This is a genomic window from Citrobacter sp. CK188 (assembly GCF_030333525.1).
In the GTDB taxonomy this organism is placed as follows: domain Bacteria; phylum Pseudomonadota; class Gammaproteobacteria; order Enterobacterales; family Enterobacteriaceae; genus Citrobacter_B; species Citrobacter_B koseri.
This window is the reverse complement of record NZ_JAOWFU010000033.1, coordinates 411854-432979: the sequence shown is the minus strand read 5'-3', so window position 1 is coordinate 432979 and position 21126 is coordinate 411854. Positions and strand designations below refer to the sequence as shown.

Sequence of the window (21126 nt, the reverse complement as noted above, 5' to 3'; positions counted from 1 at the left end):
CTCGTTCAGGTTGAGAAGGTATAAGGAGTAACCGATGACAACCCAATATGGATTTTTTATTGACTCCAGTCGTTGCACCGGTTGCAAAACCTGCGAACTGGCCTGCAAAGACTACAAAGATTTAACCCCGGACGTCAGCTTCCGCCGCATCTATGAATATGCGGGCGGCGACTGGCAGGAGGATAACGGCGTCTGGCACCAGAATGTCTTTGCCTACTATCTTTCCATCTCCTGCAACCACTGCGAAGACCCGGCCTGCACGAAAGTGTGCCCGAGCGGCGCGATGCACAAACGCGAGGACGGTTTTGTGGTGGTGGATGAGGATGTCTGCATCGGCTGTCGCTACTGCCATATGGCCTGCCCGTACGGTGCGCCGCAGTACAACGCCGCCAAAGGCCACATGACCAAATGCGACGGCTGTCATGACCGCGTTGCCGACGGCAAAAAGCCGATCTGCGTCGAGTCCTGCCCGCTGCGCGCGCTGGACTTTGGCCCGATAGAAGAGCTGCGGAAGAAACATGGCACGCTGGCGGCCGTTGCGCCGCTGCCGGGCGCGCACTTCACCAGACCGAACATTGTGATTAAACCCAACGCCAACAGCCGCCCGACCGGGGATACCACGGGTTATCTGGCAAATCCGAAGGAGGTATAAAATGGGAAATGGATGGCATGAATGGCCGCTGGTGCTGTTTACGGTGTTCGGTCAATGCGTTGTCGGCGCATTGATTGTCAGCGGTCTGGGCTGGTTTGCGGCGAAAGACGATGCGGCCAGCAGACAGCGTATTGTGCGCGGTATGTTCTTTTTATGGGTCGTCATGGGGCTGGGTTTTCTGGCGTCGATCATGCACCTCGGCTCGCCGTTCCGCGCGTTTAACTCTCTTAACCGGGTAGGCGCTTCCGCGCTGAGTAATGAAATTGCCGCTGGCTCTGTCTTTTTTGCCGTAGGCGGTTTCTGGTGGCTGGTGGCTGTGCTCGGCAAAATGCCGGAAGCACTGGGCAAAATCTGGCTGCTGGTCAGCATGGTACTCGGGGTGGTATTTGTCTGGGCAATGACGCGGGTCTATCAGATCGATACCGTTCCGACCTGGTATAATGGCTACACGACGCTGGCATTCTTCCTGACGGTGTTCCTGAGCGGGCCGCTATTTGCGGCGCTGATATTGCGCGCCGCGCGCGCCAGATTCAACGGCACGACGTTCGCAAGCATCAGCGTGCTGGCGCTGTTAGTCTGCGCGGCCGTAATCATCATGCAAGGCATGTCGCTTGGGGCGATCCACAGCTCCGTGCAACAGGCGAGCGCGCTGGTTCCAGACTATGGCCGCTTGCAGGTCTGGCGCGTAGTGCTGCTTGCTGCCGGGCTGGGTTGCTGGATATGCCCGTTGGTGCGCCGCAAAGAACCGCACGTCGCCGGATTGTTGCTGGGGTTAATCCTGGTGCTTGGCGGCGAAATCATAGGTCGCGGATTGTTTTACGGCCTGCATATGACCGTCGGAATGGCCATTGCAGGTTAACTTACGCGTGCGGGGAAACCCGCACCTTTCAGGATGGTTTCATGACTTCTTTTTCACAACGTGACGATTTTTCTATGGCTGCACGCGTGCTGGGCGCGTTGTTTTATTATGCGCCAGACAGTACCGAAGCCGCCCCGTTGGTTTCAGCGTTAAAAACCGACGGCTGGCAGGCGCAGTGGCCACTTTCACCGGAGGTTCTGGCGCCGATTGCGGCGGTTTTTCAGGCCGACATCGAGGAGCCGCTCCCGCAAGCCTGGCAACGTCTGTTTGTCGGTCCCTGGGCGCTTCCGTCGCCTCCCTGGGGATCGGTCTGGCTGGACCGTGAAAGCGTGTTGTTTGGCGAGTCTACGCTGGCATTACGCCAGTGGATGCGGGACAACGGCATCCAGTTTGAGATCCAGCAAAATGAACCGGAAGATCATTTTGGTTCCCTGCTGCTGTTGGCTGCCTGGCTTGCGGAAAATGGCCGTCATGGCGAATGCGAACAACTGCTGGCCTGGCATCTGTTGCCGTGGTCTGCGCGCTTCCTGTCGGTTTTCATCGAAGGCGCAAACCATCCATTTTACCAGGCGGCAGGTGAGCTGGCACAGCAAACGCTGGCGCAGTGGCAGTCTCAGTTGCTGATCCCTGTCGCCGTAAAACCGCTGTTTCGCTAACGCTTTTTCAGGCAGGGCGCGCCCTGCCTTTATCGTCAAAAACCGGTTGTTTCTCCTTCCCGATAAGTGACAATGTCACTTCAACTTTCCATTTTTAAGACAATTCTTCACATTCGCGCACATCCTTAGCCCTGTAAGGGCAAATGAGCAACGGGCATACATAGCCTGCTAATTTAAATACCTGTCTCGCTGGAATCCTTCCCGACGTGTTGCTATAGCTCAAAACACCCTGCCGCTACATGGCATAACAACACGCAACGTCTCTTTCGTTGCCATAACGCATGCAAACAGGGAGACACACCGCAATGCACACCTTTACGTTAAAACGCGTGCTCGGGTTTACTGGCGCGATCGCCCTTGTGCTGGCGCTGCTGGTCTGGGGAGTGGGTCTGGAAACCATTAAAGCGCGTCAGGTTGATCTGCTTTATTTGGGCAAACAGCATTTACTCCTCGTCTTTACCTCCATGTTCTTCGCCTTAGTTATCGGTATTCCCAGCGGCATTTTACTGAGCCGTCCGGCAGCCAAAGGATTCGCCGAATACGTAATGCAGCTCTTTAATGTAGGCAATACTCTGCCGCCTCTGGCCGTACTGGCACTGGCGATGGTGATTATCGGCATTGGTGACGTTCCGGCGATTTTCGCGCTGTTCCTCGCCTCGCTTCTTCCTGTCGTGCGCAATACCTACGCCGGGCTTTGTTCTGTTCCCGCCTCCCTGATTGAAGCCGCAAACGGCATCGGTATGACGAAATGGCAGCGTCTGCGTCAGGTTGAGCTGCCCAATGCCTGGCCGGTGATGCTTGCAGGGATTCGGATCGCGACGGCGATTAATGTGGGTACGGCCCCGCTGGCATTCCTGATTGGGGCCAGCAGCTACGGCGAGCTGATTTTCCCCGGCATTTACCTCAATGACTTCCCGACGCTGATTCTGGGCGCAACGGCAACCGCTCTGGTGGCGCTGATTCTCGACAGCCTGCTTGCCCTGCTTGGCCGCATCCTCAGTCCGCATACGGCCTGATACAACGATAAGAATAAGGAGCGCTGAATGACATTAAAAAAACATCTGCTGGGATGGCTTGCCGCCGCGTTGCTCGTTACCGGACAGGCTCAGGCGGCCCCGTTGATCCTTGCAACCAAAGGTTTTACCGAACAACACATCCTTTCCGCCATGACCGTGCAGTACCTGCAAAAAAAGGGTTTTCAGGTTCAGCCGCGCACCAACATTGCGGCGGTGATTTCACGTAATGCCATGGTGAATAAGCAGATTGATATCACCTGGGAATACACCGGCACGTCCCTGATCATTTTTAACCACATTGATAAACGGATGAGCCCGCAGGAATCCTACGATACCGTCAAACGCCTGGATGCGAAGCTCGGACTGGTATGGCTAAACCCGGCGAATATGAATAACACCTACGCGTTCGCCATGCAGCGCAAACGCGCCGAAGCAGAGAACATCAACACCCTGTCGGAAATGGTGGCGAAAATCGAACACATCCGCCAGACCGACCCTGACAATAACTGGATGTTAGGTCTCGACCTTGAGTTTTCCGGGCGCAGCGACGGGATGAAGCCGTTGCAGGATGCCTACCAGATGCAGCTTGACCGTCCGCAGATTCGGCAAATGGACCCGGGTCTGGTCTATAACGCCGTGCGCGACGGCTTTGTGGACGCCGGTCTGGTGTACACCACGGATGGCCGGGTGAAGGGTTTTGACCTCAAGGTGCTGGAAGATGATAAAGGCTTCTTCCCAGGTTACGCTGTCACGCCTGTCGTCCGTAAAGAGATACTGGATACCCATCCGGGGCTGGATGATGCGCTGAACACCCTTTCCGGGCTGCTCAATAACGACGTCATCTCGACGCTTAATGCGCAGGTCGACATCGATCACCAGTCACCCCAGCAGGTTGCGCGCACATTCCTGCAACAAAAAGGTCTGCTGTAAGGAGCGCTTATGGATACGATTCATTACATGATAGATAACGCGGGTTATCTGACGAGCCTCACTCTTCAGCATTTGTGGCTGGTTGCGCTGGCCGTCGGTCTGGCGATTATTATTGGCGTGCCGCTGGGCATTCTGATTGTTCGTCATAAATGGCTGGCTACGCCGGTGTTAGGGGCGGCGACGCTGCTGCTCACTATCCCGTCCATCGCATTATTTGGTTTGATGATCCCGCTGTTTTCGCTGATCGGTCAGGGGATTGGCGCCCTTCCCGCAATTACCGCCGTTTTCCTTTACTCGCTGCTGCCGATTGTGCGCAACACGCACACCGCGCTCGACAGTTTACCGCCGGGCTTGCGCGAAGCGGGACGCGGAATTGGCATGACGTTCTGGCAGCGTCTGCGCTGGGTAGAAATTCCGATGGCCCTGCCGGTGATTTTTGGCGGGATTCGCACTGCCGTCGTCATGAATATCGGCGTGATGGCCATCGCCGCCGTTATTGGCGCTGGCGGCCTGGGGTTACTGCTACTGAACGGCATCGGCGGGAGTGACATCCGCATGTTAATCGCCGGTGCACTGATGATTTGTCTGTTGGCCATTGTGCTCGACTGGTTGCTGCATCGCCTGCAAGTCGTACTGACACCTAAGGGGATACGATAATGATAAAACTGGAAAACCTCACCAAACGCTTTTCACAGAAGAATGGCCAACCGCTTAACGCCGTTGATAACATCAATCTGAACGTGCCGGAAGGTGAAATGTGCGTGCTGCTTGGGCCGTCAGGCTGCGGCAAGACCACCACCCTGAAGATGATCAACCGGCTGATCGCGCCCAGCAGCGGCAATATTTTCATTAACGGACAAAACACCAGTGCGATGGATACCGTCACGCTACGGCGCAACATTGGCTACGTGATCCAGCAAATTGGCCTGTTTCCCAACATGACCATCGAAGAGAACATCACGGTTGTCCCGCGTATGCTGGGCTGGGATAAAACCCGCTGCAAACGTCGCGCGGAAGAGTTAATGGACATGGTGGCAATGGATGCGAAAAAGTTTCTGCATCGCTACCCGAAAGAGATGTCTGGCGGTCAACAACAGCGCATCGGCGTGATCCGCGCGCTGGCGGCCGATCCCCCGGTGCTGTTGATGGATGAACCTTTCGGTGCGGTGGACCCGATTAACCGCGAGGTGATTCAGAATCAGTTTCTTGATATGCAGCGAGCGCTGAAAAAGACGGTGATGCTGGTCAGCCATGATATCGATGAAGCGCTGAAACTGGGCGACAGGATTGCCGTATTCCGCCAGGGCCGCATTATACAGTGCGCCAGCCCGGATGAATTGCTGGCAAAACCGGCGAATGAATTCGTCGGCTCATTTGTCGGTCAGGATCGTACGCTAAAACGTCTTCTGCTGGTTTCGGCGGGCGACGTAACCGACCAACAACCCACCCTGACCGCCCGCACCGCCACCTCGCTGGCAGAGGCGTTTGGCATCATGGACGATAATGATATTCGCGCGATCACCGTTGTCGATAGCGACGGCAAGCCGCTTGGCTTTGTGAAGCGTCGTGAAGCCAGGAACGCCAACGGCACCTGCGCGGATATAATCCACCCGTTTCGCGTCACCGGAAAAGCGGAAGACAACCTGCGTATTGTGCTGTCGAAACTGTACGAGAGTAACACCAGCTGGATGCCCATTGTCGATGAGGAAGGACGCTATAACGGCGAAATCTCGCAGGATTACATTGCCGATTATCTCAGTTCAGGCCGTACCCGTCGGGCGCTGAATATTCACGAAAGTAGCTAAACGCCGGATGGCAGCTACGCTTTACCCGGCCTACGGAGCACATTCTTGTCGGCCCGGTAAGCGAAGCGCCATCGGGCAGTTCCCCCTGCGCACGCAGTGCTTTTGCGTCCCGCGCTGTTTACCCGCAAAATAGACACTCCTGAAAATGCCTGTGTGGTCTGCCCATGCACCGCCTACATACATACCCTGATCTGCGAGCGATGTTTCGCCGCCTGTTAATCGCGACAATAATTGGCATCCTTGCCGCACTGGCGGTAGCCGGGTTTCGTCACGCCATGCTGGTGCTGGAATGGCTTTTTTTACGTAACGATACGGGAAGCCTGGTGAATGCCGCGACAAACCTTTCTCCCTGGCGACGACTGATCACCCCCGCCGTGGGCGGTCTCGCGGCAGGTGCGCTGCTCTGGGGCTGGCAGAAAATGAATCAACAACGCCCCCATGCCCCCACCGACTACATGGAAGCCCTGCAAACAGATGGGCAATTCGATTACGGGGCAAGTCTGGTGAAGTCCCTTGCTTCGCTGCTGGTCGTCGCCAGCGGTAGCGCCATCGGGCGCGAGGGGGCCATGATCTTACTGGCAGCGCTGGCGGCATCCTGTTTTGCTCAGCGTTGCACCCCGCGTGAAGAGTGGAAATTGTGGATCGCCTGCGGCGCTGCGGCAGGGATGGCCAGCGCGTATCACGCCCCGCTGGCGGGCAGCCTCTTTATCGCGGAAATCCTGTTTGGCACGCTGATGCTGGCGTCGCTTGGCCCCGTTGTGATTTCCGCCGTCGTGGCATTACTGACCACCCATTTGCTCAGCGGCGGTAATGCCCTGCTCTATACGGTTCACCTGTCGCTGGATTTACATGTGCGGGAATATGCGATGATTATCAGCACCGGGCTGGTGGCTGGCGTCTGCGGGCCGCTGTTTATGTGGTTAATGACCACCACTCATAACGGTTTTATTCGGCTGAAATTATCGCCTCCGTGGCAACTGGCGCTGGGCGGATTCATCGTTGGCTTGCTATCCCTGCTGACGCCGGCCGTCTGGGGAAATGGCTACAGCGTCGTGCAGTCATTTTTGCTCTCCCCGCCGCTGCTCTCCGTGATCGCCGGGATCTTCATCTGCAAATTACTCGCCGTACTCGCCAGCAGCGGTTCCGGTGCGCCCGGCGGCGTCTTTACCCCCACGCTGTTCATCGGCTTGTCGATTGGTATGTTATACGGTCGGATGTGGGGATTCTGGCTTCCGGGAGCGGATGAGATGGCAATATTGCTGGGATTAACAGGAATGGCGACGCTGCTGGCGGCAACAACACACGCGCCGATGATGTCGACGCTGATGATCTGTGAAATGACCGGGGAGTATCGGCTACTCCCCGGATTACTGATTGCCTGCGTGGTGGCGTCGGTCTTATCGCGAACGTTACGCGAGGACTCGGTCTACCGACAACACACTGCCGAGCATTGACAGACGGATATATTGCCCCAGCTCGCGTTGTTCGGCACGCGGCAAATAAGGCAGTTCGCCAATCAGCGGCGCAGGCAGTTTTTTGCTTAACACATCAATGATTTCGGCATAATGCGCCAGTCCGGGATTGATACGGTTTGCCACCCAGCCGATCAGCGGTAATCCGTCATTGGCGATAGCCTGTGCGGTCAGCAGCGCATGGTTAATGCAGCCTTCCTGAATCCCCACCACCATCAACACCGGTAATTGCTCCTGCACGACCCATTCAGATAACGGACGCAGGTCGTTCATCAGGCTGCGCCAGCCGCCGGTGCCTTCCACCACGACGTGGTCAACCTTTTCGCTCAGGCTGGCAAGCCCGTTAGATAACAGGGTGTAATTGATCGGACAGCTATGCGCCACGCTGCTTTCGTCTTCGCTCAGCGCAATCGGATTGATCGCCTCATAAGGCAGCTCAATAGAAGAGACGCTCTGCAACACCAGCGCATCTTTATTGCGCATGCCTTCCGGCGTCTCTTTGCTGCCTTTCGCAACGGGTTTATAACCTGCGACGCTTTTGTTCCCTGACGCTAACGCTTGTAGTAATGCGCGGGAAACCACTGTCTTCCCAACAGAAGTGTCTGTACCTGTAATAAAGAAACGCTTCAGCATCACTAACTCCACCGTTATGCTTCGAAAATATAAGCCAGGAAAATAATACAGTGGAGAAAGTCTAAGGTATGACAATCGCGATCAGCTTGCGTTAGCGCAAATTTTCGTACGACAGTTAAAAAATGTTAACCCTGTAATAGACGAATCAACAAAGAACCGTTATACATCGCGTCTTTTACCAGTGCGGCACCCGCCATTGTCCCTTGATTGGAAAACTGCGTGCTTTCGACGGCGATATGTTTGCTATACGCCGGCAGCGCCTGTTGACGGATGCTGTCCGCAATCGCAGGAAAAAGGATTTCCGCCGCTTTGCTCAGCGGCGAACCGATCAGAATTTTTTGCGGATTAAATAAATTCACCATGATCGCCAGAATGCGGCCAACATGCATCCCGACGCCGCTAATGATATCTTTCGCCAGCAAATCCCCCTGCACCGCCGCCTGGCACAGCGAATCCACCGTCAGCGGCTGCCCGTGCAACGAAGAACTCATTGACTGATTGAGTCGCAGTTGCGCCAGTTCAAGCACGCTGTCCACGCTGGCGATCGTTTCCAGACAGCCGTGGTTCCCGCAGTAACAACGTTTACCGTAGGGGTCGACCTGCGTATGACCGATCTCCACCAGACTGCTGCTGCCCGCATGCAGTAAGTGGCCGTCGGTAATCACGCCAGCCCCAACGTTGTGATCAATCACCACCTGAATAACATCTCGCGCGCCGCGCGATGCGCCAAAAAGCGCCTCGGCCATCGTCCAGGCGCTGATATCATGCTGAATATAGACCGGTACGCCGGTGTGGTGTTCGAGGGTTTCCCCCAGCGGCATCTCTTTGACATCGTCGTAAAACGGCATGCGGTGCACAATGCCATTCTCAGTATCAATAATACCGGGTAAGGTGATGGCGATAGAGGTCAGGCGTTCGAGTTTTTGCTGGTGACGGATAAAAAACTGATCGACCATAAAAATGATGCGTTCAAGCAGCGGAGTCTCAGAAACCAGCGGTAGCTCAAGGCACTCCTCCACCACCAGCTTGCTGCTCAGGTCACGCAGGGCGAGAAAAATCTCGCCACGGCTGATACGAATAGACAAATAGTGCCAGGCCTCGGTTTCCACCACCAGCCCGACCGCCGGGCGACCACGGCTTCCCGCCTCTTTGATCTCCAGCTCCTGAACTAAATGCGCTTCGAGCATTTCGCGAACAATTTTAGTGATACTGGCAGGCGCCAGTTGCGCCAGACGAGAAAGATCAATTCGCGACACGGGGCCCAGCTGATCAATCAGGCGATATACCGCGCCAGCATTGGTCTGCTTGATTTGATCGATATGCCCTGGCTGACTATCAGCAACCACCTCTGACTCCCTTTATTTTCGCGCTCCGAAATAATCTGTGGGCTATGGTGAATGACTTCAATAGTCGTCGTCAACTTTTTACTTAGCCGTGTGATTTACTGCACATTTTCATCCCTTTTTAAACTAAATTAAGCGCGCTTTGCGGCCGTTAAAAGTTGATGGCGAAATCGTTGCGCAGCGTGACTTTGTTCATGATGTTTCGGCCATACCAGCCACATTTCCGACACGGCGTCCGCTTCGGCAATGGGCACCCAACGCATTTCATCAAGCTGTACCCGTTTAAACGAGGCGGGCAGGATCGATACCCCCAGCCCTGCGGCTACCAGCCCGATAATTGTCATCGCCTCTCCAACCTCCTGAGTAATCGCCGGAGTGAGATGGTAACGGCGCATCAGGCCGAGAATATCGTCATACAACCCCGTTCCGACATGCGGATCAAAAAAGACAAACGGTTCTTTCGCCAGCTCCGCCAGCGTCACGACCGGCTTTTGCGCCAGCGGATGTTCACGGGGGATCATCGCCAGCAATGGTTCATGCAGAATCACTTCCCAGTCCAGCGTATCCGGCAATGAGGTATTGCGCAGTAACCCCATATCCAGCGCGCCTTCATTAAGCGGCGCAATCTGCTCGCGGGTGTTCATTTCGCGGGTCTGCATATGCACATCCGGGTAGTCCTGGCGAAACAGAGACAGCGTATCCGAGACGGCTTTAATAAACGGCGCGGATGAGGTGAAGCCAATGCGCAGCTCGCCGGTCTCCCCCTGATGCAAGCGTTCCGCGCGGGCGGCGGCCTCATTCACCAGCCCAAGGATCTGCCGACTGTCTGCCAGAAACTGCTTACCCGCCGCCGTCAGCGCAACGCTCCGGTTGGTTCGCGCCAGCAGCCGCGCGCCAATCTGCTGCTCAAGGGTCTGGATCTGCTGGCTTAGCGGAGGTTGAGAGATGTTCAGCCGCGCAGCCGCCCGGCCAAAATGCAACTCTTCCGCAACCGCCACAAAGTAACGTAGATGACGAAGTTCAATATTCATATTTTATAAATATTATTTGAGATTATTAATATATTAGACAGAATATTTTGATTTTCCTACTCTTAGCACTGAGGTCATACCCGTCACCATAATCACGGGGATGTTGAGCAAGGATTTCAAGTGAGTCGTATTACTGCTGTCGACACCGCAACGGCGAGCGATGTTGATGAACACATTATTTCCCAGCCGGTTCAATATATAAAACGTGGTACATCCCAGTTTATGCGCGTTACGCTGGCGCTATTCTCCGCCGGGCTGGCGACGTTCGCCCTTCTCTATTGCGTACAACCGATACTGCCTGTGCTGTCCCATGAATTTGGCGTCTCTCCCGCCAGCAGCAGTATCTCGCTTTCCATCTCCACCGGCATGTTAGCCATCGGGCTGCTGTTTACCGGCCCGTTGTCCGACGCGATCGGCCGCAAACCTGTAATGGTGACGGCGCTGCTGCTGGCCTCCTGCTGTACGCTGCTTTCCACCATGATGACCAGCTGGCATGGCATTTTAATCATGCGCGCGCTGATAGGCCTGTCGTTGAGCGGCGTCGCTGCGGTAGGCATGACCTATTTAAGTGAAGAGATCCATCCTAGTTTCGTCGCCTTCTCAATGGGGTTGTACATTAGCGGCAACTCGATTGGCGGCATGAGCGGGCGTCTGATCAGCGGCGTATTTACCGACTTTTTTAACTGGCGTATCGCACTGGCGGCGATCGGCTGTTTCGCGCTGGCGTCCGCATTGATGTTCTGGAAAATCTTGCCGGAATCCCGCCATTTCCGACCGACCTCATTACGCCCCAAAACGCTGTTCATCAACTTCCGCCTTCACTGGCGCGACAGGGGTCTGCCGCTGTTATTCGCAGAAGGCTTTTTGTTAATGGGGTCGTTTGTCACGCTATTTAACTATATCGGCTATCGGTTGATGCTTTCGCCCTGGGAACTCAGCCAGGCCATTGTGGGGCTTTTATCGGTGGCTTACCTGACGGGCACCTGGAGCTCGCCTAAAGCAGGCGCCATGACGACGCGTTATGGTCGCGGCCCGGTGATGTTGTTCTCAACCGGCGTGATGTTGTTCGGGCTGTTAATGACGCTGTTCACGTCGCTATGGCTGATTTTCGCCGGAATGCTGCTCTTCTCCGCCGGATTCTTTGCCGCGCATTCGGTGGCAAGCAGCTGGATTGGCCCACGCGCGAAACGCGCCAAAGGCCAGGCATCTTCCCTGTATCTCTTCAGCTATTACCTGGGTTCCAGCATTGCCGGGACGTTAGGCGGGGTATTCTGGCACAGCTATGGCTGGAACGGTGTGGGCGGGTTTATCGCGCTGATGTTGCTTCTGGCGCTGCTGGTTGGCTCCCGCCTGCATCATCGTCTGCACGTTTGATAAAGAGAAGCCCGGGTCGAGCCCGGGCATTCTTTACAGCTCAACCAGCGCTTTGGATTACCACAATCCCAGGATGGAAGAAGCCCCCATCAATTCCCTGACGGCATCCAGTGCCAGAAGAGCAAAGATAACCCAGATAATTGGATTCATCATGCTGTGTGTATTTATTTTTATTGTTGAGGTTTGACTTTACCCCGCGCGATACCCAAAAGCGAGACCGGAAGATAAAACTACCTGTAATGGTGGGCAACACTGACGATATCGCTTCCGAATGCCGTAAATATCACCCGGAGGATAATAAGACCTGAACGCCATATTGTATCCCGATCACCGTCGCATTCATTAATATATGCAGGGTAACAGGCATTAATAACCCTTTAGATTTGACTCTGGCGACAATAAGCACCTGCGATATTAAAAATAACATCAATAATGTTCTGATATCGGCGTACTGCGTATGCATCAGCGCAAACAGCGTTGAAACGACAAGCGACGTCGCCCACACCTTATCATTGAACCAGTACTGAAAGGCGTTGAACAGACACCCTCTGAAGACGATTTCCTCGTAGACCGGGACGAGGAAAATCAGTGACAGGTTGGTCAGCCAGAAAGCGTAGTTATGCAATGAAACCTGCGTCATGACCCACGCTTCTGTTTTTCTCATCCCCAACATAGCAGGTAAAAGAAACTGGATGATCAGAATGGCGCCAAACAAAATAACAAACCACTTTGCGCTCAATGTGCCTTTTCCCAGACCGTCTCTTTTTCTAAAAAAGAGATAATACAGCGGGACCAGAATAAGAAATTCCAGCACAAACATCAGCGGTAAAAGTAACCCACTTTCCATTAATTGCGCACTGCGGGTAAAAAACAGTGGCGTAAATGTAATACCAAACATCAGCATAAACATAGAAAAGCAGCCTGACACTGCTTTTGTCCTGACAATATAGGCGTTATTGATTTCCTGTTGCATCCCTGTTCCCTGTTAATATTTCACCAGTGTGCTTCACGACACCGCCATTTATGATAAGAAGTATCATTATCACTTACAACCTACCAACATTTCTGCCATCGTTGCCATCAGCGCATAAACATGTATGAATCAGGGTAAACTCCTCACATTCGCAGAACACGACGGGAACACAACAATGTCCAACAAGAGCCACTACCAACAACTCACCCGCACTTTCCAGCGCCTCTCCCGCTTTTCGCATCTCTCCGCTATCGCCAGTTGGGATATGTTCACCATGATGCCTCCCGGTGGAAGCACCGCGCGAGGCGAAGCGCTGGCCGAGCTGAACGTGCTGGAACATCAGTTATTGACTGACCCGAAGGTTGCGCAGTGGATAGCCGCCGCCGGGCAGGAAGATTTGAACGATGTTGAGCAGGCAAATCTGCGTGAAATGGCGAGGCGGCACCATCAGGCGGCCCTGCTGCCTGAGTCACTGGTGGAGGCGAAATCGCTGGCGGGGAGCCGGTGTGAACACGCATGGCGGAGTCAGCGTCCGGCGAATGACTGGCAAGGATTTGCGCAGAATCTGAAAGAGGTTGTGAAATACAGCCGTGAAGAGGCAAAACTTCGCGCCGAAGCTAAAGGATGCTCGCCCTACGATGCCCTGCTGGATATTTTTGAGCCCGATATGACCAGCGCCCAACTGGATGTTCTGTTTGCGGATGTCAAAACCTGGCTTCCCGATTTGTTAAACCGCGCGGTGTCAAAACAGTCACATCAGCCACTGATTGCGCCGCTCGGCCCGTTCCCGACGGCGCTACAGCGTGAACTGGGACTGGAAACCATGTCGCAGTTAGGGTTTGATTTTAACGCCGGTCGGCTGGACATCAGCGCCCACCCGTTCTGCGGCGGCGTGCCGGAAGATGTGCGCATCACCACGCGCTATGATGAAAATGAATTACTCAGCGCGCTCTTTGGCGTGATCCACGAAACGGGGCACGCCCGCTATGAACAGAATCTGCCCCACGCCTGGCAGGGTCAGCCGATCGCGTTTGCCCGCTCCACGGCCATCCATGAATCCCAGAGTCTGTTTTTCGAGATGCAACTGGGTCGCAGCACGGCGTTCCTCAAACGGCTCATTCCCGCCGTTAAACGTCATTTTGGCGATCAGCCCGCTTTTGAAGAAGCGAATTTCATTGCCTGGAATCAGCGGGTGAAACCGGGCTTTATCCGCGTGGATGCCGACGAAGTGAGTTATCCTGCCCATATTATCTTGCGCTATGACATTGAACAGGCACTGATTAACGGCGACATCGAAGTGGATGATATTCCCGCGCTGTGGGATGAAAAAATGCAGGCCTGGCTGGGGCTGTCAACCGCGGGAGATTACCGTAACGGCTGTATGCAGGACATCCACTGGACCGACGGCGGCTTTGGCTACTTCCCGTCTTATACGCTGGGCGCCATATATGCCGCACAGCTGTTTAGCGCTGCCCGTCGCGCATTGCCGGATCTGCATAATCAGATTGCGCAAGGCGATCTCAGCGCCTTGTTTGACTGGCTGCGACAAAATATCTGGCAGCACGGCAGTCGCTTTACTACCGCGCAGCTGATCGCTCAGGCCACCGGAGAACCGTTGAGCAGCCGTTACTTCCGGGCGCATCTGGAATCACGCTATTTGTCATGATGTCTCTTGTTTGCCCGGTAGCGTCAATCTGCCGGGCCGGTTGTACATACCGTTACACGCCGATACCAATGACTCACGGAAGCCCTCGATTTACAGCGATATAGTGATTTCACCGGCCCCGCAGTGGGGTTGAATAAAAAACCAAATCGAGGGTATCAGAATGAAAAAAGTATTAGCTCTGGTTGTTGCCGCTGCTATGGGTCTGTCTTCTGCTGCATTTGCTGCTGAAACGGCAACGTCCACGACGGCTCCGGCTGCGGCACCTGCCAAAACCGCACCGGCAAAAACCACGCATCACAAAAAACACCACAAAGCAGCAGCGACTCAGAAAGCGCCTGAACAAAAAGCGCAGGCAGCGAAAAAACACACCAAAAAAGCGGTAAAACATACTGCGGCTAAACCGGCAGCTAAACCGGCGGCATAAGGCACTGGCGAGTTCTATGGCGCTCCCCCGCGCCATAACACACGGCGCTAAATCATCGGGTTTAGCGCCGTTTCTTCGGAGGGTTAACGTGTTTCGTTACCGCTTTGAGTTGATTCTCACCATGCTTATATTATGCGCCCTTATTGCCACGCATTTTTATATTTCCTGAATGTAGTTATCTGATTTTACTCCCACTTTCCTGCCGTCACGTCTATAGTATTCACTGAGGGTTTGCTTTTAATAATCATAATTACCCACACAGAGTGTGATATGCATAAAACCATTGCGGTATTACTGGGCGTAATTTGTCTTTCCCCTGTTGTTGCTCATGCGGATGAGGCAGATACCACTACGGATACCCGTGAAGCCAAAACGTTATTTTTTGACCATGACGATCGGGTCAAGGTTGAAGATCCGACGCAGTCGCCGTGGGACGCTATTGGTCAACTGGAAACCGCCAGCGGCAACCTGTGTACCGCCACGCTCATTTCATCTCATCTGGCGCTCACCGCCGGACACTGCTTGTTAACGCCGCCGAAAGGGAAGCCAGATAAAGCCGTGGCTTTGCGTTTCGTATCGCAAAAAGGTCTCTGGCGTTATGAAATTCACGGTATTGAAGGTCGGGTCGATCCATCTCTGGGAAAGCGCTTAAAGCCTGATGGCGATGGCTGGATTGTCCCTCCGGCCGCCGCGCCGTGGGATTTTGGTTTGATTGTGTTGCGTTATCCGCCGTCCGGCATTACCCCACTGCCCTTATTTGAAGGCGATAAAGCCGCGCTAACCGCTGCCCTGAAAACCGCCGACCGCAAAGTGACGCAGTCAGGTTACCCGGAAGATCATCTTGATACGCTTTACTCGCATCAGGATTGCCTGATTACCGGCTGGGCGCAAAACGCGGTGCTCTCTCACCAGTGCGACACGCTGCCCGGCGACAGCGGTTCTCCGTTAATGCTGCATACCGACGCTGGCTGGCAGTTGATTGGCGTACAAAGTTCCGCTCCGGCGGCAAAAGATCGCTGGCGGGCTGACAACCGCGCGATTTCCGTCACCGGCTTTCGCGACAAGCTGGAAGCGCTGGCTCAGGAATAGATGATGGTTCCCGTGCGCTGCCCGCCGTAACGGGCAGCATAGCTGTCAGGCCAGTTTTATCATGATCATGCCGATAAGCAGCAATACCACGCCTACCCAGCCTTTGTTGTTCAGACGCTGTCCAAAAAGCACCCACCCGGCTGCCAGCGTGGCGGCGATACCAAATCCGCCCCACAACGCATATGCCACCGAAAGATCAATGCCTTTCACCGCCTGAGAGAGCGCGCTGAAGGCCGCCAGCACCGCGGCCAGCGACAGAATGCCATAGAACTTGCGACGAAAGCCGTCAGAAAATTTCAGGAACACGTTAGCGACGATTTCCAGAACGATCGCCATCGCCAGCCACGCGGCATGAACCCACTCAAACTGCGGCATGCGTCGCCTCCTTCGCGGCATTTACTGGCTTGCGCGTACCCGATTTAATCAGCGCGATCCCGAATACCAGCGTAACCAGACCCGCAATTTTCATGGCCGATAAGGCTTCGTCAAATAACAGCACGCTAAACAGCGTAATAAATAAAATACCGATGCCTTCCCACAAGGCATACGCCACGCCAAGCGCAATTTTTTTTACGGCAAAAGAGAGAAAAATATACGACAGCGTAATCATGACCAGCATTAAAATAAAACCCGTGTTGCCATTGCTTACGCTTGCCCATTTCATCGACAGCGTTCCGGTAATTTCAGCCGCAATGGCAAGGGCTAATAAAATCCAGTAAAACATGGTGCTTCTCCTGCTTGAGAATATAGTCCTTCGGGCCTGCTACATGCAGCAAACCAAAAAATAAAATGAATTAGCCAGGCGCGTAACGCCAGCTCAGGCAGAAGTAAGGGACTAAAGCGCGTTGCGCCAGTGCTGCTCACCAGCAAGCAGGAAAGAGGAAGAAGTGCGAAGAAGTACGGTTTGTGTAGAAAAAAACGTCCTGAACATATTGTCCATAATATTACAATTATCCGCAGTGTTGCTTCTCGTCATCGCGGATGAAAATTGTCCTCGGTAGTTAAACACGTCTGATTTGTACCACAGCCTTAGAATTAACTCAAAACCTTTTCACTTCTTTACCCGCGCTGTTTGATTTTTGTTAGCACAGCCCGACAAAAATCACATTATTATAAAGAGTAAGAACAAAAATTCAGGAATTATCATGGCAAAACCGATCATCACGCTTAACGGTCTGAAACTCGTAATCATGCTGGGAATGCTGGTCATCATTCTCACCGGTATTCGCTTCGCTGCCGATATTATTGTGCCGTTTATTCTGGCGTTATTTATTGCGGTGGTACTGAGCCCGCTGGTGCAGCGCATGGTCAGGCTTCGCATCCCGCGCGTTTTGGCCGTATCGATACTGATCGGGATTATCGTGATGGGCATGGTGTTGCTGCTGGCCTATCTCGGCACATCGCTAAATGAGTTAGCCCGCACGCTGCCGCAATACCGCTCATCATTGGTTGTGCCGCTGAAAAACATTGAACCGTGGCTACAGCGCCTGGGCATCGGCGTCTCGGTGGATGAACTGGTGAAATATATCGACCCTAACGCTGCCATGACGCTGGTGACGAATTTGCTGGCGCAGCTGTCTAACGCCATGTCATCCATTTTCCTGCTCTTGTTAACCGTGGTCTTTATGCTGCTGGAAGTTCCGCAATTGCCCGGTAAACTCCAGCAGATGATGGCCAGGCCGGTTGAAGGTATGGCCGCGATTCAGCGCGCAATCGACAGCGTATCGCATTATCTGGTGCTGAAAACGGCGATCAGCATTATCACGGGCGTTGTGGTCTGGGGAATGCTGGCGCTGCTGGAAGTTCGTTTCGCATTCGTCTGGGGACTGCTGGCTTTCGCGCTTAACTATATCCCCAATATTGGCTCGGTTCTGGCCGCAATCCCGCCTATTGCGCAGGTTCTGGTGTTCAGTGGTTTTTATGACGCGCTGGTGGTGCTGACGGGGTATCTGATTATCAATCTGGTGTTCGGGAACATCCTTGAGCCCCGCATCATGGGGCGTGGATTGGGCCTTTCCACGCTGGTGGTTTTTCTCTCCCTGATCTTCTGGGGGTGGTTATTAGGCCCTGTCGGCATGCTGCTTTCCGTGCCGTTGACGATCATCGTTAAAATCGCGCTGGAGCAAACCTCCGGCGGGCAAAGCATTGCCGTCCTGCTCAGTGATTTGAATAAAACCTGATCTCTTCAGATGTAAAAACGGCCTCCTGAGAGGCCGTTTTATGACTTGCGCCAGTAAAGACTAAAGCGCTTTCAGAATCGCATCCACGCTGGCTTTCGCATCGCCAAACAGCATATGCGTGTTGTCTTTAAAGAACAGCGGGTTCTGCACCCCGGCATAGCCGGTATTCATCGAGCGTTTAAACACGATAACGTTTTGCGCTTTCCAGACTTCCAGAACCGGCATACCGGCAATCGGGCTACGCGGATCGTCCTGCGCCGCCGGGTTCACCGTGTCGTTCGCGCCGATAACCAGCACCGTATCGGTGTCAGCGAAGTCGTCGTTGATTTCGTCCATTTCCAGCACGATGTCATACGGCACTTTCGCTTCCGCCAGCAGTACGTTCATGTGACCAGGCAGGCGCCCTGCAACCGGGTGGATGCCAAAACGCACCTTGATACCGCGCGCGCGCAGTTTCTCGGTGATTTCCGCCACCGGGTACTGCGCCTGCGCAACCGCCATGCCATAGCCAGGGGTAATGATGACCGAGTGCGAATTTTTCAGCATGTCAGCCGTATCTTCCGCCGTGATCTCACGGTGTTCGCCCGCGACCTGATCGTCGCCAGTAGAAGATCCATCGCTGCCGAAACCACCCGCGATAACGCTGATGAAAGAGCGGTTCATCGCCTTACACATGATGTAAGACAGAATCGCACCCGAAGAACCGACCAGCGCGCCGGTGACGATCAGCAGGTCGTTGCCCAGCATAAAGCCTGCCGCCGCCGCTGCCCAACCGGAATAGGAGTTCAGCATGGACACCACAACCGGCATATCCGCCCCGCCAATGGACGCTACCAGATGCCAGCCGAAAGCCAGCGCAATAATGGTCATCACCAGCAGCGCCAGAACCTGCAAGCCAACGCTTTCGGTACGTACAAACACCACCAGCAACAGGAAAGAAACCACCAGCGCCGCCAGGTTCATTTTGTGACGATTCGGCAGCATCAGCGGTTTGGACGAAATCTTACCGCACAGCTTGCCAAACGCCACCACGGAACCGGTGAAAGTAACCGCGCCAATGAAGATGCCGAGGAACACTTCCGTCAGGTGAATATTCACCAGAATCGGTTCCAGGCCCGCCTCGTGATACAGGTAGCTGTTAAAGCCCACCAGCACCGCCGCCAGGCCGACAAAGCTGTGCAGAATCGCCACCAGCTCCGGCATTTCGGTCATTTCAACGCGTTTCGCCAGACGGATACCGATCGCCCCACCGATAATCATCGCCACCAGAATCCAGGCAACGTTGCCGGTATCCGGGCCGAAGATCGTCGCCACCAGCGCAATCGCCATCCCGGCGATACCAAAGTTGTTACCCTGTCGGGACGTCTCATGCTTAGAGAGCCCGGCCAGACTGAAGATAAACAGGATCGCGGCAACAATGTATGCAGCTGTAACTAATCCTCCAGACATGTGTTACCCCTTAGTTTTTCCTGAACATTTTCAGCATACGCTGAGTCACGGTGAAGCCACCGAAAATATTAATGCTGGCAATAAGCACCGCGATAAAGCTCAGGAAACTCACCCAGCCTCCCTGGCCAATCTGTAACAATGCCCCGACAACGATAATCCCTGAGATGGCGTTAGTCACAGACATCAACGGCGTATGCAGCGCGTGCGAAACGTTCCACACCACGTAGTAACCCACCACGCAAGCAAGTGCGAAAACGGTGAAGTGGCCGAGGAACTCTTTCGGCGCCACGTCAGCCAGCCAGCCAAACAGAATGATCGCCAGCGCCATCAGCGCATATTTACGCCACGGTGAAACCGGTTTTTCCGCTTCTTTCGGCGCAGGAGCCGCTTGCGGCGCAGCCTGCGGCTGAGCAGACACCTGAATCGGCGGCGCGGGCCAGGTAATTTCACCGTCACGCACGACCGTTACGCCGCGCACAACCACGTCGTCAAAGTCGACGTCGATATTGCCGTCTTTCTCTTTGCACAGCAGCTTAAGCAAGTTGACCAGGTTGGTGCCGTAAAGCTGGGAGGATTGCGTTGGCAGACGGCCCGGCAGATCGGTGTAACCGATAACCTTCACGCCATTGTCGGTCGTGGTCACCTGACCGGCGATGGTGTATTCACAGTTACCGCCGTTTTGCGCGGCCAGATCGACAATCACGCTGCCGGACTTCATGGAATCAACCATCTCGCGCGTGATCAGCGTCGGCGCAGGTTTACCCGGGATTAGCGCGGTCGTGACGATAATATCGACCTCTTTCGCCTGCGCGGCAAAGAGTTCCATTTCCGCTTTAATAAACGCTTCGGACATCACTTTGGCATAGCCATCGCCGCTGCCCGCTTCCTCTTTAAAATCCAGTTCGAGGAATTCAGCGCCCATACTCTGAACCTGTTCTTTTACCTCTGGACGGGTATCAAACGCACGTACAATGGCGCCGAGGCTGTTTGCCGCGCCAATGGCCGCCAGACCTGCGACGCCCGCGCCAATCACCATCACTTTCGCTGGCGGCACTTTGCCCGCAGCGGTAATTTGCCCGGTAAAGAAACGACCAAATTCATGTGCGGCTTCCACAATCGCGCGATAACCGGCGATGTTGGCCATTGAGCTCAGGGCATCCAGCGACTGCGCGCGCGAAATACGCGGCACGGAGTCCATCGCCATCACGGTTACATTGCGTTTCGCGAGTTTTTGCAATAGCTCAGGATTCTGCGCCGGCCAGAGGAAACTCACCAGCGTCGTGCCCGCATTCAGTAAAGGAATTTCATCGTCTTCCGGCGCATTGACCTTCAGGATGATCTCCGACTGCCAGACCGCATTTCCCTCTACAATTTCTGCGCCCGCTTCTGTAAATGCCTTATCGTCAAAACTTGCCAGTTGACCCGCGCCGCTTTCAACCGCGACGGTAAAACCCAGTTTCAGCAGTTGCTCAACCGTTTTTGGCGTTGCTGCGACTCGGGTTTCATTGGTTAACCGCTCTTTTGGTATGCCAATTCGCATAATGTTCCCTTCCATCGGTTTTTTTGATGATGGT

General features: G+C 54.4%; 24 protein-coding genes. 14 read left to right on the top strand and 10 right to left on the bottom strand.

Translation table 11 applies throughout. The features are described 5' to 3' along the window. The first annotated feature begins 34 nt into the window (after positions 1-34). The 8 genes from dmsB to clcB all read left to right on the top strand — a co-directional run bounded on the left by dmsB (position 35) and on the right by clcB (position 7372). A complete protein-coding gene (gene dmsB, locus OGV67_RS13700) occupies positions 35-652 on the top strand; it encodes a dimethylsulfoxide reductase iron-sulfur subunit DmsB (protein ID WP_012132456.1) in 618 nt (205 codons plus the stop codon). A 1-nt stretch (position 653) separates the two neighbouring features. After that, positions 654-1511 carry a dimethyl sulfoxide reductase anchor subunit family protein gene (locus OGV67_RS13695; RefSeq protein ID WP_114848507.1) on the top strand — a complete coding sequence of 286 codons (858 nt, stop codon included), beginning with the start codon at positions 654-656 and terminating at the stop codon, positions 1509-1511. 41 nt (positions 1512-1552) lie between these two features. Further along, positions 1553-2167 carry a Tat proofreading chaperone DmsD gene (gene dmsD, locus OGV67_RS13690; protein ID WP_115614808.1) on the top strand — a complete coding sequence of 205 codons (615 nt, stop codon included), beginning with the start codon at positions 1553-1555 and terminating at the stop codon, positions 2165-2167. Between the two features lie 305 nt (positions 2168-2472). Further along, the gene (osmY, locus tag OGV67_RS13685; protein ID WP_012132459.1) at positions 2473-3183 is read left to right on the top strand and encodes an osmoprotectant ABC transporter permease OsmY; all 711 of its coding nucleotides are present in this window, start codon (positions 2473-2475) and stop codon (positions 3181-3183) included. A 27-nt stretch (positions 3184-3210) separates the two neighbouring features. After that, the gene (gene osmX / locus OGV67_RS13680; protein WP_115181662.1) at positions 3211-4113 is read left to right on the top strand and encodes an osmoprotectant ABC transporter substrate-binding protein OsmX; all 903 of its coding nucleotides are present in this window, start codon (positions 3211-3213) and stop codon (positions 4111-4113) included. A 9-nt stretch (positions 4114-4122) separates the two neighbouring features. Further along, positions 4123-4770: an osmoprotectant ABC transporter permease OsmW gene (gene osmW, locus OGV67_RS13675; RefSeq protein WP_115614809.1), complete on the top strand. Its 648-nt coding sequence runs from the start codon at positions 4123-4125 to the stop codon at positions 4768-4770. Then, positions 4770-5918 carry an osmoprotectant ABC transporter ATP-binding protein OsmV gene (gene osmV / locus OGV67_RS13670; protein ID WP_047457187.1) on the top strand — a complete coding sequence of 383 codons (1149 nt, stop codon included), beginning with the start codon at positions 4770-4772 and terminating at the stop codon, positions 5916-5918. The genes osmW and osmV overlap by 1 nt, the downstream gene beginning before the upstream one ends. A gap of 164 nt (positions 5919-6082) precedes the next feature. Then, positions 6083-7372: a voltage-gated ClC-type chloride channel ClcB gene (clcB, locus tag OGV67_RS13665; RefSeq protein ID WP_048902388.1), complete on the top strand. Its 1290-nt coding sequence runs from the start codon at positions 6083-6085 to the stop codon at positions 7370-7372. Here clcB and bioD read toward each other — a convergent pair. From bioD to ynfL, 3 genes are all read right to left on the bottom strand, one after another. After that, positions 7328-8023: a dethiobiotin synthase gene (bioD, locus tag OGV67_RS13660; protein WP_024130350.1), complete on the bottom strand. Its 696-nt coding sequence runs from the start codon at positions 8021-8023 to the stop codon at positions 7328-7330. The two genes, clcB and bioD, sit on opposite strands and share 45 nt — an antisense overlap. Positions 8024-8148: 125 nt before the next feature. Continuing rightward, complete coding sequence (gene mlc, locus OGV67_RS13655) at positions 8149-9369, bottom strand: sugar metabolism global transcriptional regulator Mlc (RefSeq protein WP_012132466.1); 1221 nt, start codon at positions 9367-9369, stop codon at positions 8149-8151. Between the two features lie 128 nt (positions 9370-9497). Further along, a complete protein-coding gene (gene ynfL, locus OGV67_RS13650) occupies positions 9498-10397 on the bottom strand; it encodes a multidrug efflux transcriptional activator YnfL/SxtR(Kp) (protein WP_012132468.1) in 900 nt (299 codons plus the stop codon). A 120-nt stretch (positions 10398-10517) separates the two neighbouring features. On the opposite strand from ynfL, the gene ynfM reads away from it, so the two are divergent. Continuing rightward, positions 10518-11771, top strand: coding sequence for a multidrug efflux MFS transporter YnfM/SxtP(Kp) (gene ynfM, locus OGV67_RS13645; protein WP_012132469.1), 1254 nt, complete (start codon positions 10518-10520; stop codon positions 11769-11771). A 57-nt stretch (positions 11772-11828) separates the two neighbouring features. Here ynfM and OGV67_RS13640 read toward each other — a convergent pair whose 3' ends face one another. Beyond that, positions 11829-11921 carry a KPN_01571 family protein gene (locus OGV67_RS13640; RefSeq protein ID WP_208855431.1) on the bottom strand — a complete coding sequence of 31 codons (93 nt, stop codon included), beginning with the start codon at positions 11919-11921 and terminating at the stop codon, positions 11829-11831. 133 nt (positions 11922-12054) lie between these two features. Continuing rightward, the gene (locus tag OGV67_RS13635; protein ID WP_058669085.1) at positions 12055-12744 is read right to left on the bottom strand and encodes a CPBP family intramembrane glutamic endopeptidase; all 690 of its coding nucleotides are present in this window, start codon (positions 12742-12744) and stop codon (positions 12055-12057) included. A gap of 175 nt (positions 12745-12919) precedes the next feature. On the opposite strand from OGV67_RS13635, the gene OGV67_RS13630 reads away from it, so the two are divergent. The 4 genes from OGV67_RS13630 (at position 12920) to OGV67_RS13620 (ending at position 15923) form a co-directional block, all read left to right on the top strand. Beyond that, the gene (locus OGV67_RS13630) at positions 12920-14410 is read left to right on the top strand and encodes a carboxypeptidase M32 (RefSeq protein WP_115614810.1); all 1491 of its coding nucleotides are present in this window, start codon (positions 12920-12922) and stop codon (positions 14408-14410) included. Between the two features lie 160 nt (positions 14411-14570). Beyond that, the gene (asr, locus tag OGV67_RS13625) at positions 14571-14834 is read left to right on the top strand and encodes an acid resistance repetitive basic protein Asr (RefSeq protein WP_047457204.1); all 264 of its coding nucleotides are present in this window, start codon (positions 14571-14573) and stop codon (positions 14832-14834) included. Positions 14835-14922: 88 nt separating this feature from the next. Further along, entirely contained in the window at positions 14923-15003 is an 81-nt protein-coding gene (gene ydgU, locus OGV67_RS22170) for a small membrane protein YdgU (RefSeq protein ID WP_455549893.1), read from the top strand. 101 nt (positions 15004-15104) lie between these two features. Beyond that, complete coding sequence (locus OGV67_RS13620) at positions 15105-15923, top strand: trypsin-like serine peptidase (protein WP_047457207.1); 819 nt, start codon at positions 15105-15107, stop codon at positions 15921-15923. 45 nt (positions 15924-15968) lie between these two features. Here the strand turns inward: OGV67_RS13620 and mdtI are convergent, their stop codons facing one another. The 3 genes from mdtI to OGV67_RS22165 all read right to left on the bottom strand — a co-directional run bounded on the left by mdtI (position 15969) and on the right by OGV67_RS22165 (position 16932). Further along, positions 15969-16298, bottom strand: coding sequence for a multidrug/spermidine efflux SMR transporter subunit MdtI (mdtI, locus tag OGV67_RS13615; RefSeq protein ID WP_012132478.1), 330 nt, complete (start codon positions 16296-16298; stop codon positions 15969-15971). Further along, positions 16285-16647: a multidrug/spermidine efflux SMR transporter subunit MdtJ gene (gene mdtJ / locus OGV67_RS13610; protein WP_012132479.1), complete on the bottom strand. Its 363-nt coding sequence runs from the start codon at positions 16645-16647 to the stop codon at positions 16285-16287. Before mdtJ ends, mdtI begins: the two co-directional genes overlap by 14 nt. 111 nt (positions 16648-16758) lie before the next feature. Then, a complete protein-coding gene (locus OGV67_RS22165) occupies positions 16759-16932 on the bottom strand; it encodes a protein YdgV (protein WP_012132481.1) in 174 nt (57 codons plus the stop codon). A gap of 136 nt (positions 16933-17068) precedes the next feature. Here OGV67_RS22165 and OGV67_RS13605 point away from each other — a divergent pair, with 136 nt between their 5' ends. Then, positions 17069-18103, top strand: a complete 1035-nt coding sequence (locus tag OGV67_RS13605; RefSeq protein WP_115614811.1) for an AI-2E family transporter — start codon at positions 17069-17071, stop codon at positions 18101-18103. Positions 18104-18163: 60 nt separating this feature from the next. Here OGV67_RS13605 and pntB read toward each other — a convergent pair whose 3' ends face one another. Together pntB and pntA are read right to left on the bottom strand one after the other, a co-directional pair. Beyond that, positions 18164-19552, bottom strand: a complete 1389-nt coding sequence (pntB, locus tag OGV67_RS13600; RefSeq protein WP_012132483.1) for a Re/Si-specific NAD(P)(+) transhydrogenase subunit beta — start codon at positions 19550-19552, stop codon at positions 18164-18166. Between the two features lie 10 nt (positions 19553-19562). Next, a complete protein-coding gene (gene pntA, locus OGV67_RS13595) occupies positions 19563-21092 on the bottom strand; it encodes a Re/Si-specific NAD(P)(+) transhydrogenase subunit alpha (RefSeq protein WP_115614812.1) in 1530 nt (509 codons plus the stop codon). Between the last annotated feature and the right edge of the window lie 34 nt (positions 21093-21126).

Excerpts from the sequence above, each read along its gene's own strand:
- osmV (WP_047457187.1), top strand. The coding sequence starts at position 4,770 with ATGATAAAACTGGAAAACCTCACCAAACGCTTTTCACAGAAGAATGGC.
- osmX (WP_115181662.1), top strand. The coding sequence starts at position 3,211 with ATGACATTAAAAAAACATCTGCTGGGATGGCTTGCCGCCGCGTTGCTC.
- asr (WP_047457204.1), top strand. The coding sequence starts at position 14,571 with ATGAAAAAAGTATTAGCTCTGGTTGTTGCCGCTGCTATGGGTCTGTCT.
- pntB (WP_012132483.1), bottom strand. The coding sequence starts at position 19,552 with ATGTCTGGAGGATTAGTTACAGCTGCATACATTGTTGCCGCGATCCTG.
- OGV67_RS13630 (WP_115614810.1), top strand. The coding sequence starts at position 12,920 with ATGTCCAACAAGAGCCACTACCAACAACTCACCCGCACTTTCCAGCGC.
- osmY (WP_012132459.1), top strand. The coding sequence starts at position 2,473 with ATGCACACCTTTACGTTAAAACGCGTGCTCGGGTTTACTGGCGCGATC.
- dmsB (WP_012132456.1), top strand. The coding sequence starts at position 35 with ATGACAACCCAATATGGATTTTTTATTGACTCCAGTCGTTGCACCGGT.
- OGV67_RS13605 (WP_115614811.1), top strand. The coding sequence starts at position 17,069 with ATGGCAAAACCGATCATCACGCTTAACGGTCTGAAACTCGTAATCATG.
- clcB (WP_048902388.1), top strand. The coding sequence starts at position 6,083 with ATGCACCGCCTACATACATACCCTGATCTGCGAGCGATGTTTCGCCGC.
- mdtI (WP_012132478.1), bottom strand. The coding sequence starts at position 16,298 with ATGCCGCAGTTTGAGTGGGTTCATGCCGCGTGGCTGGCGATGGCGATC.
- OGV67_RS13620 (WP_047457207.1), top strand. The coding sequence starts at position 15,105 with ATGCATAAAACCATTGCGGTATTACTGGGCGTAATTTGTCTTTCCCCT.
- mdtJ (WP_012132479.1), bottom strand. The coding sequence starts at position 16,647 with ATGTTTTACTGGATTTTATTAGCCCTTGCCATTGCGGCTGAAATTACC.
- ynfL (WP_012132468.1), bottom strand. The coding sequence starts at position 10,397 with ATGAATATTGAACTTCGTCATCTACGTTACTTTGTGGCGGTTGCGGAA.
- osmW (WP_115614809.1), top strand. The coding sequence starts at position 4,123 with ATGGATACGATTCATTACATGATAGATAACGCGGGTTATCTGACGAGC.
- pntA (WP_115614812.1), bottom strand. The coding sequence starts at position 21,092 with ATGCGAATTGGCATACCAAAAGAGCGGTTAACCAATGAAACCCGAGTC.
- OGV67_RS13640 (WP_208855431.1), bottom strand. The coding sequence starts at position 11,921 with ATGAATCCAATTATCTGGGTTATCTTTGCTCTTCTGGCACTGGATGCC.
- OGV67_RS13635 (WP_058669085.1), bottom strand. The coding sequence starts at position 12,744 with ATGCAACAGGAAATCAATAACGCCTATATTGTCAGGACAAAAGCAGTG.
- OGV67_RS13695 (WP_114848507.1), top strand. The coding sequence starts at position 654 with ATGGGAAATGGATGGCATGAATGGCCGCTGGTGCTGTTTACGGTGTTC.
- bioD (WP_024130350.1), bottom strand. The coding sequence starts at position 8,023 with ATGCTGAAGCGTTTCTTTATTACAGGTACAGACACTTCTGTTGGGAAG.
- dmsD (WP_115614808.1), top strand. The coding sequence starts at position 1,553 with ATGACTTCTTTTTCACAACGTGACGATTTTTCTATGGCTGCACGCGTG.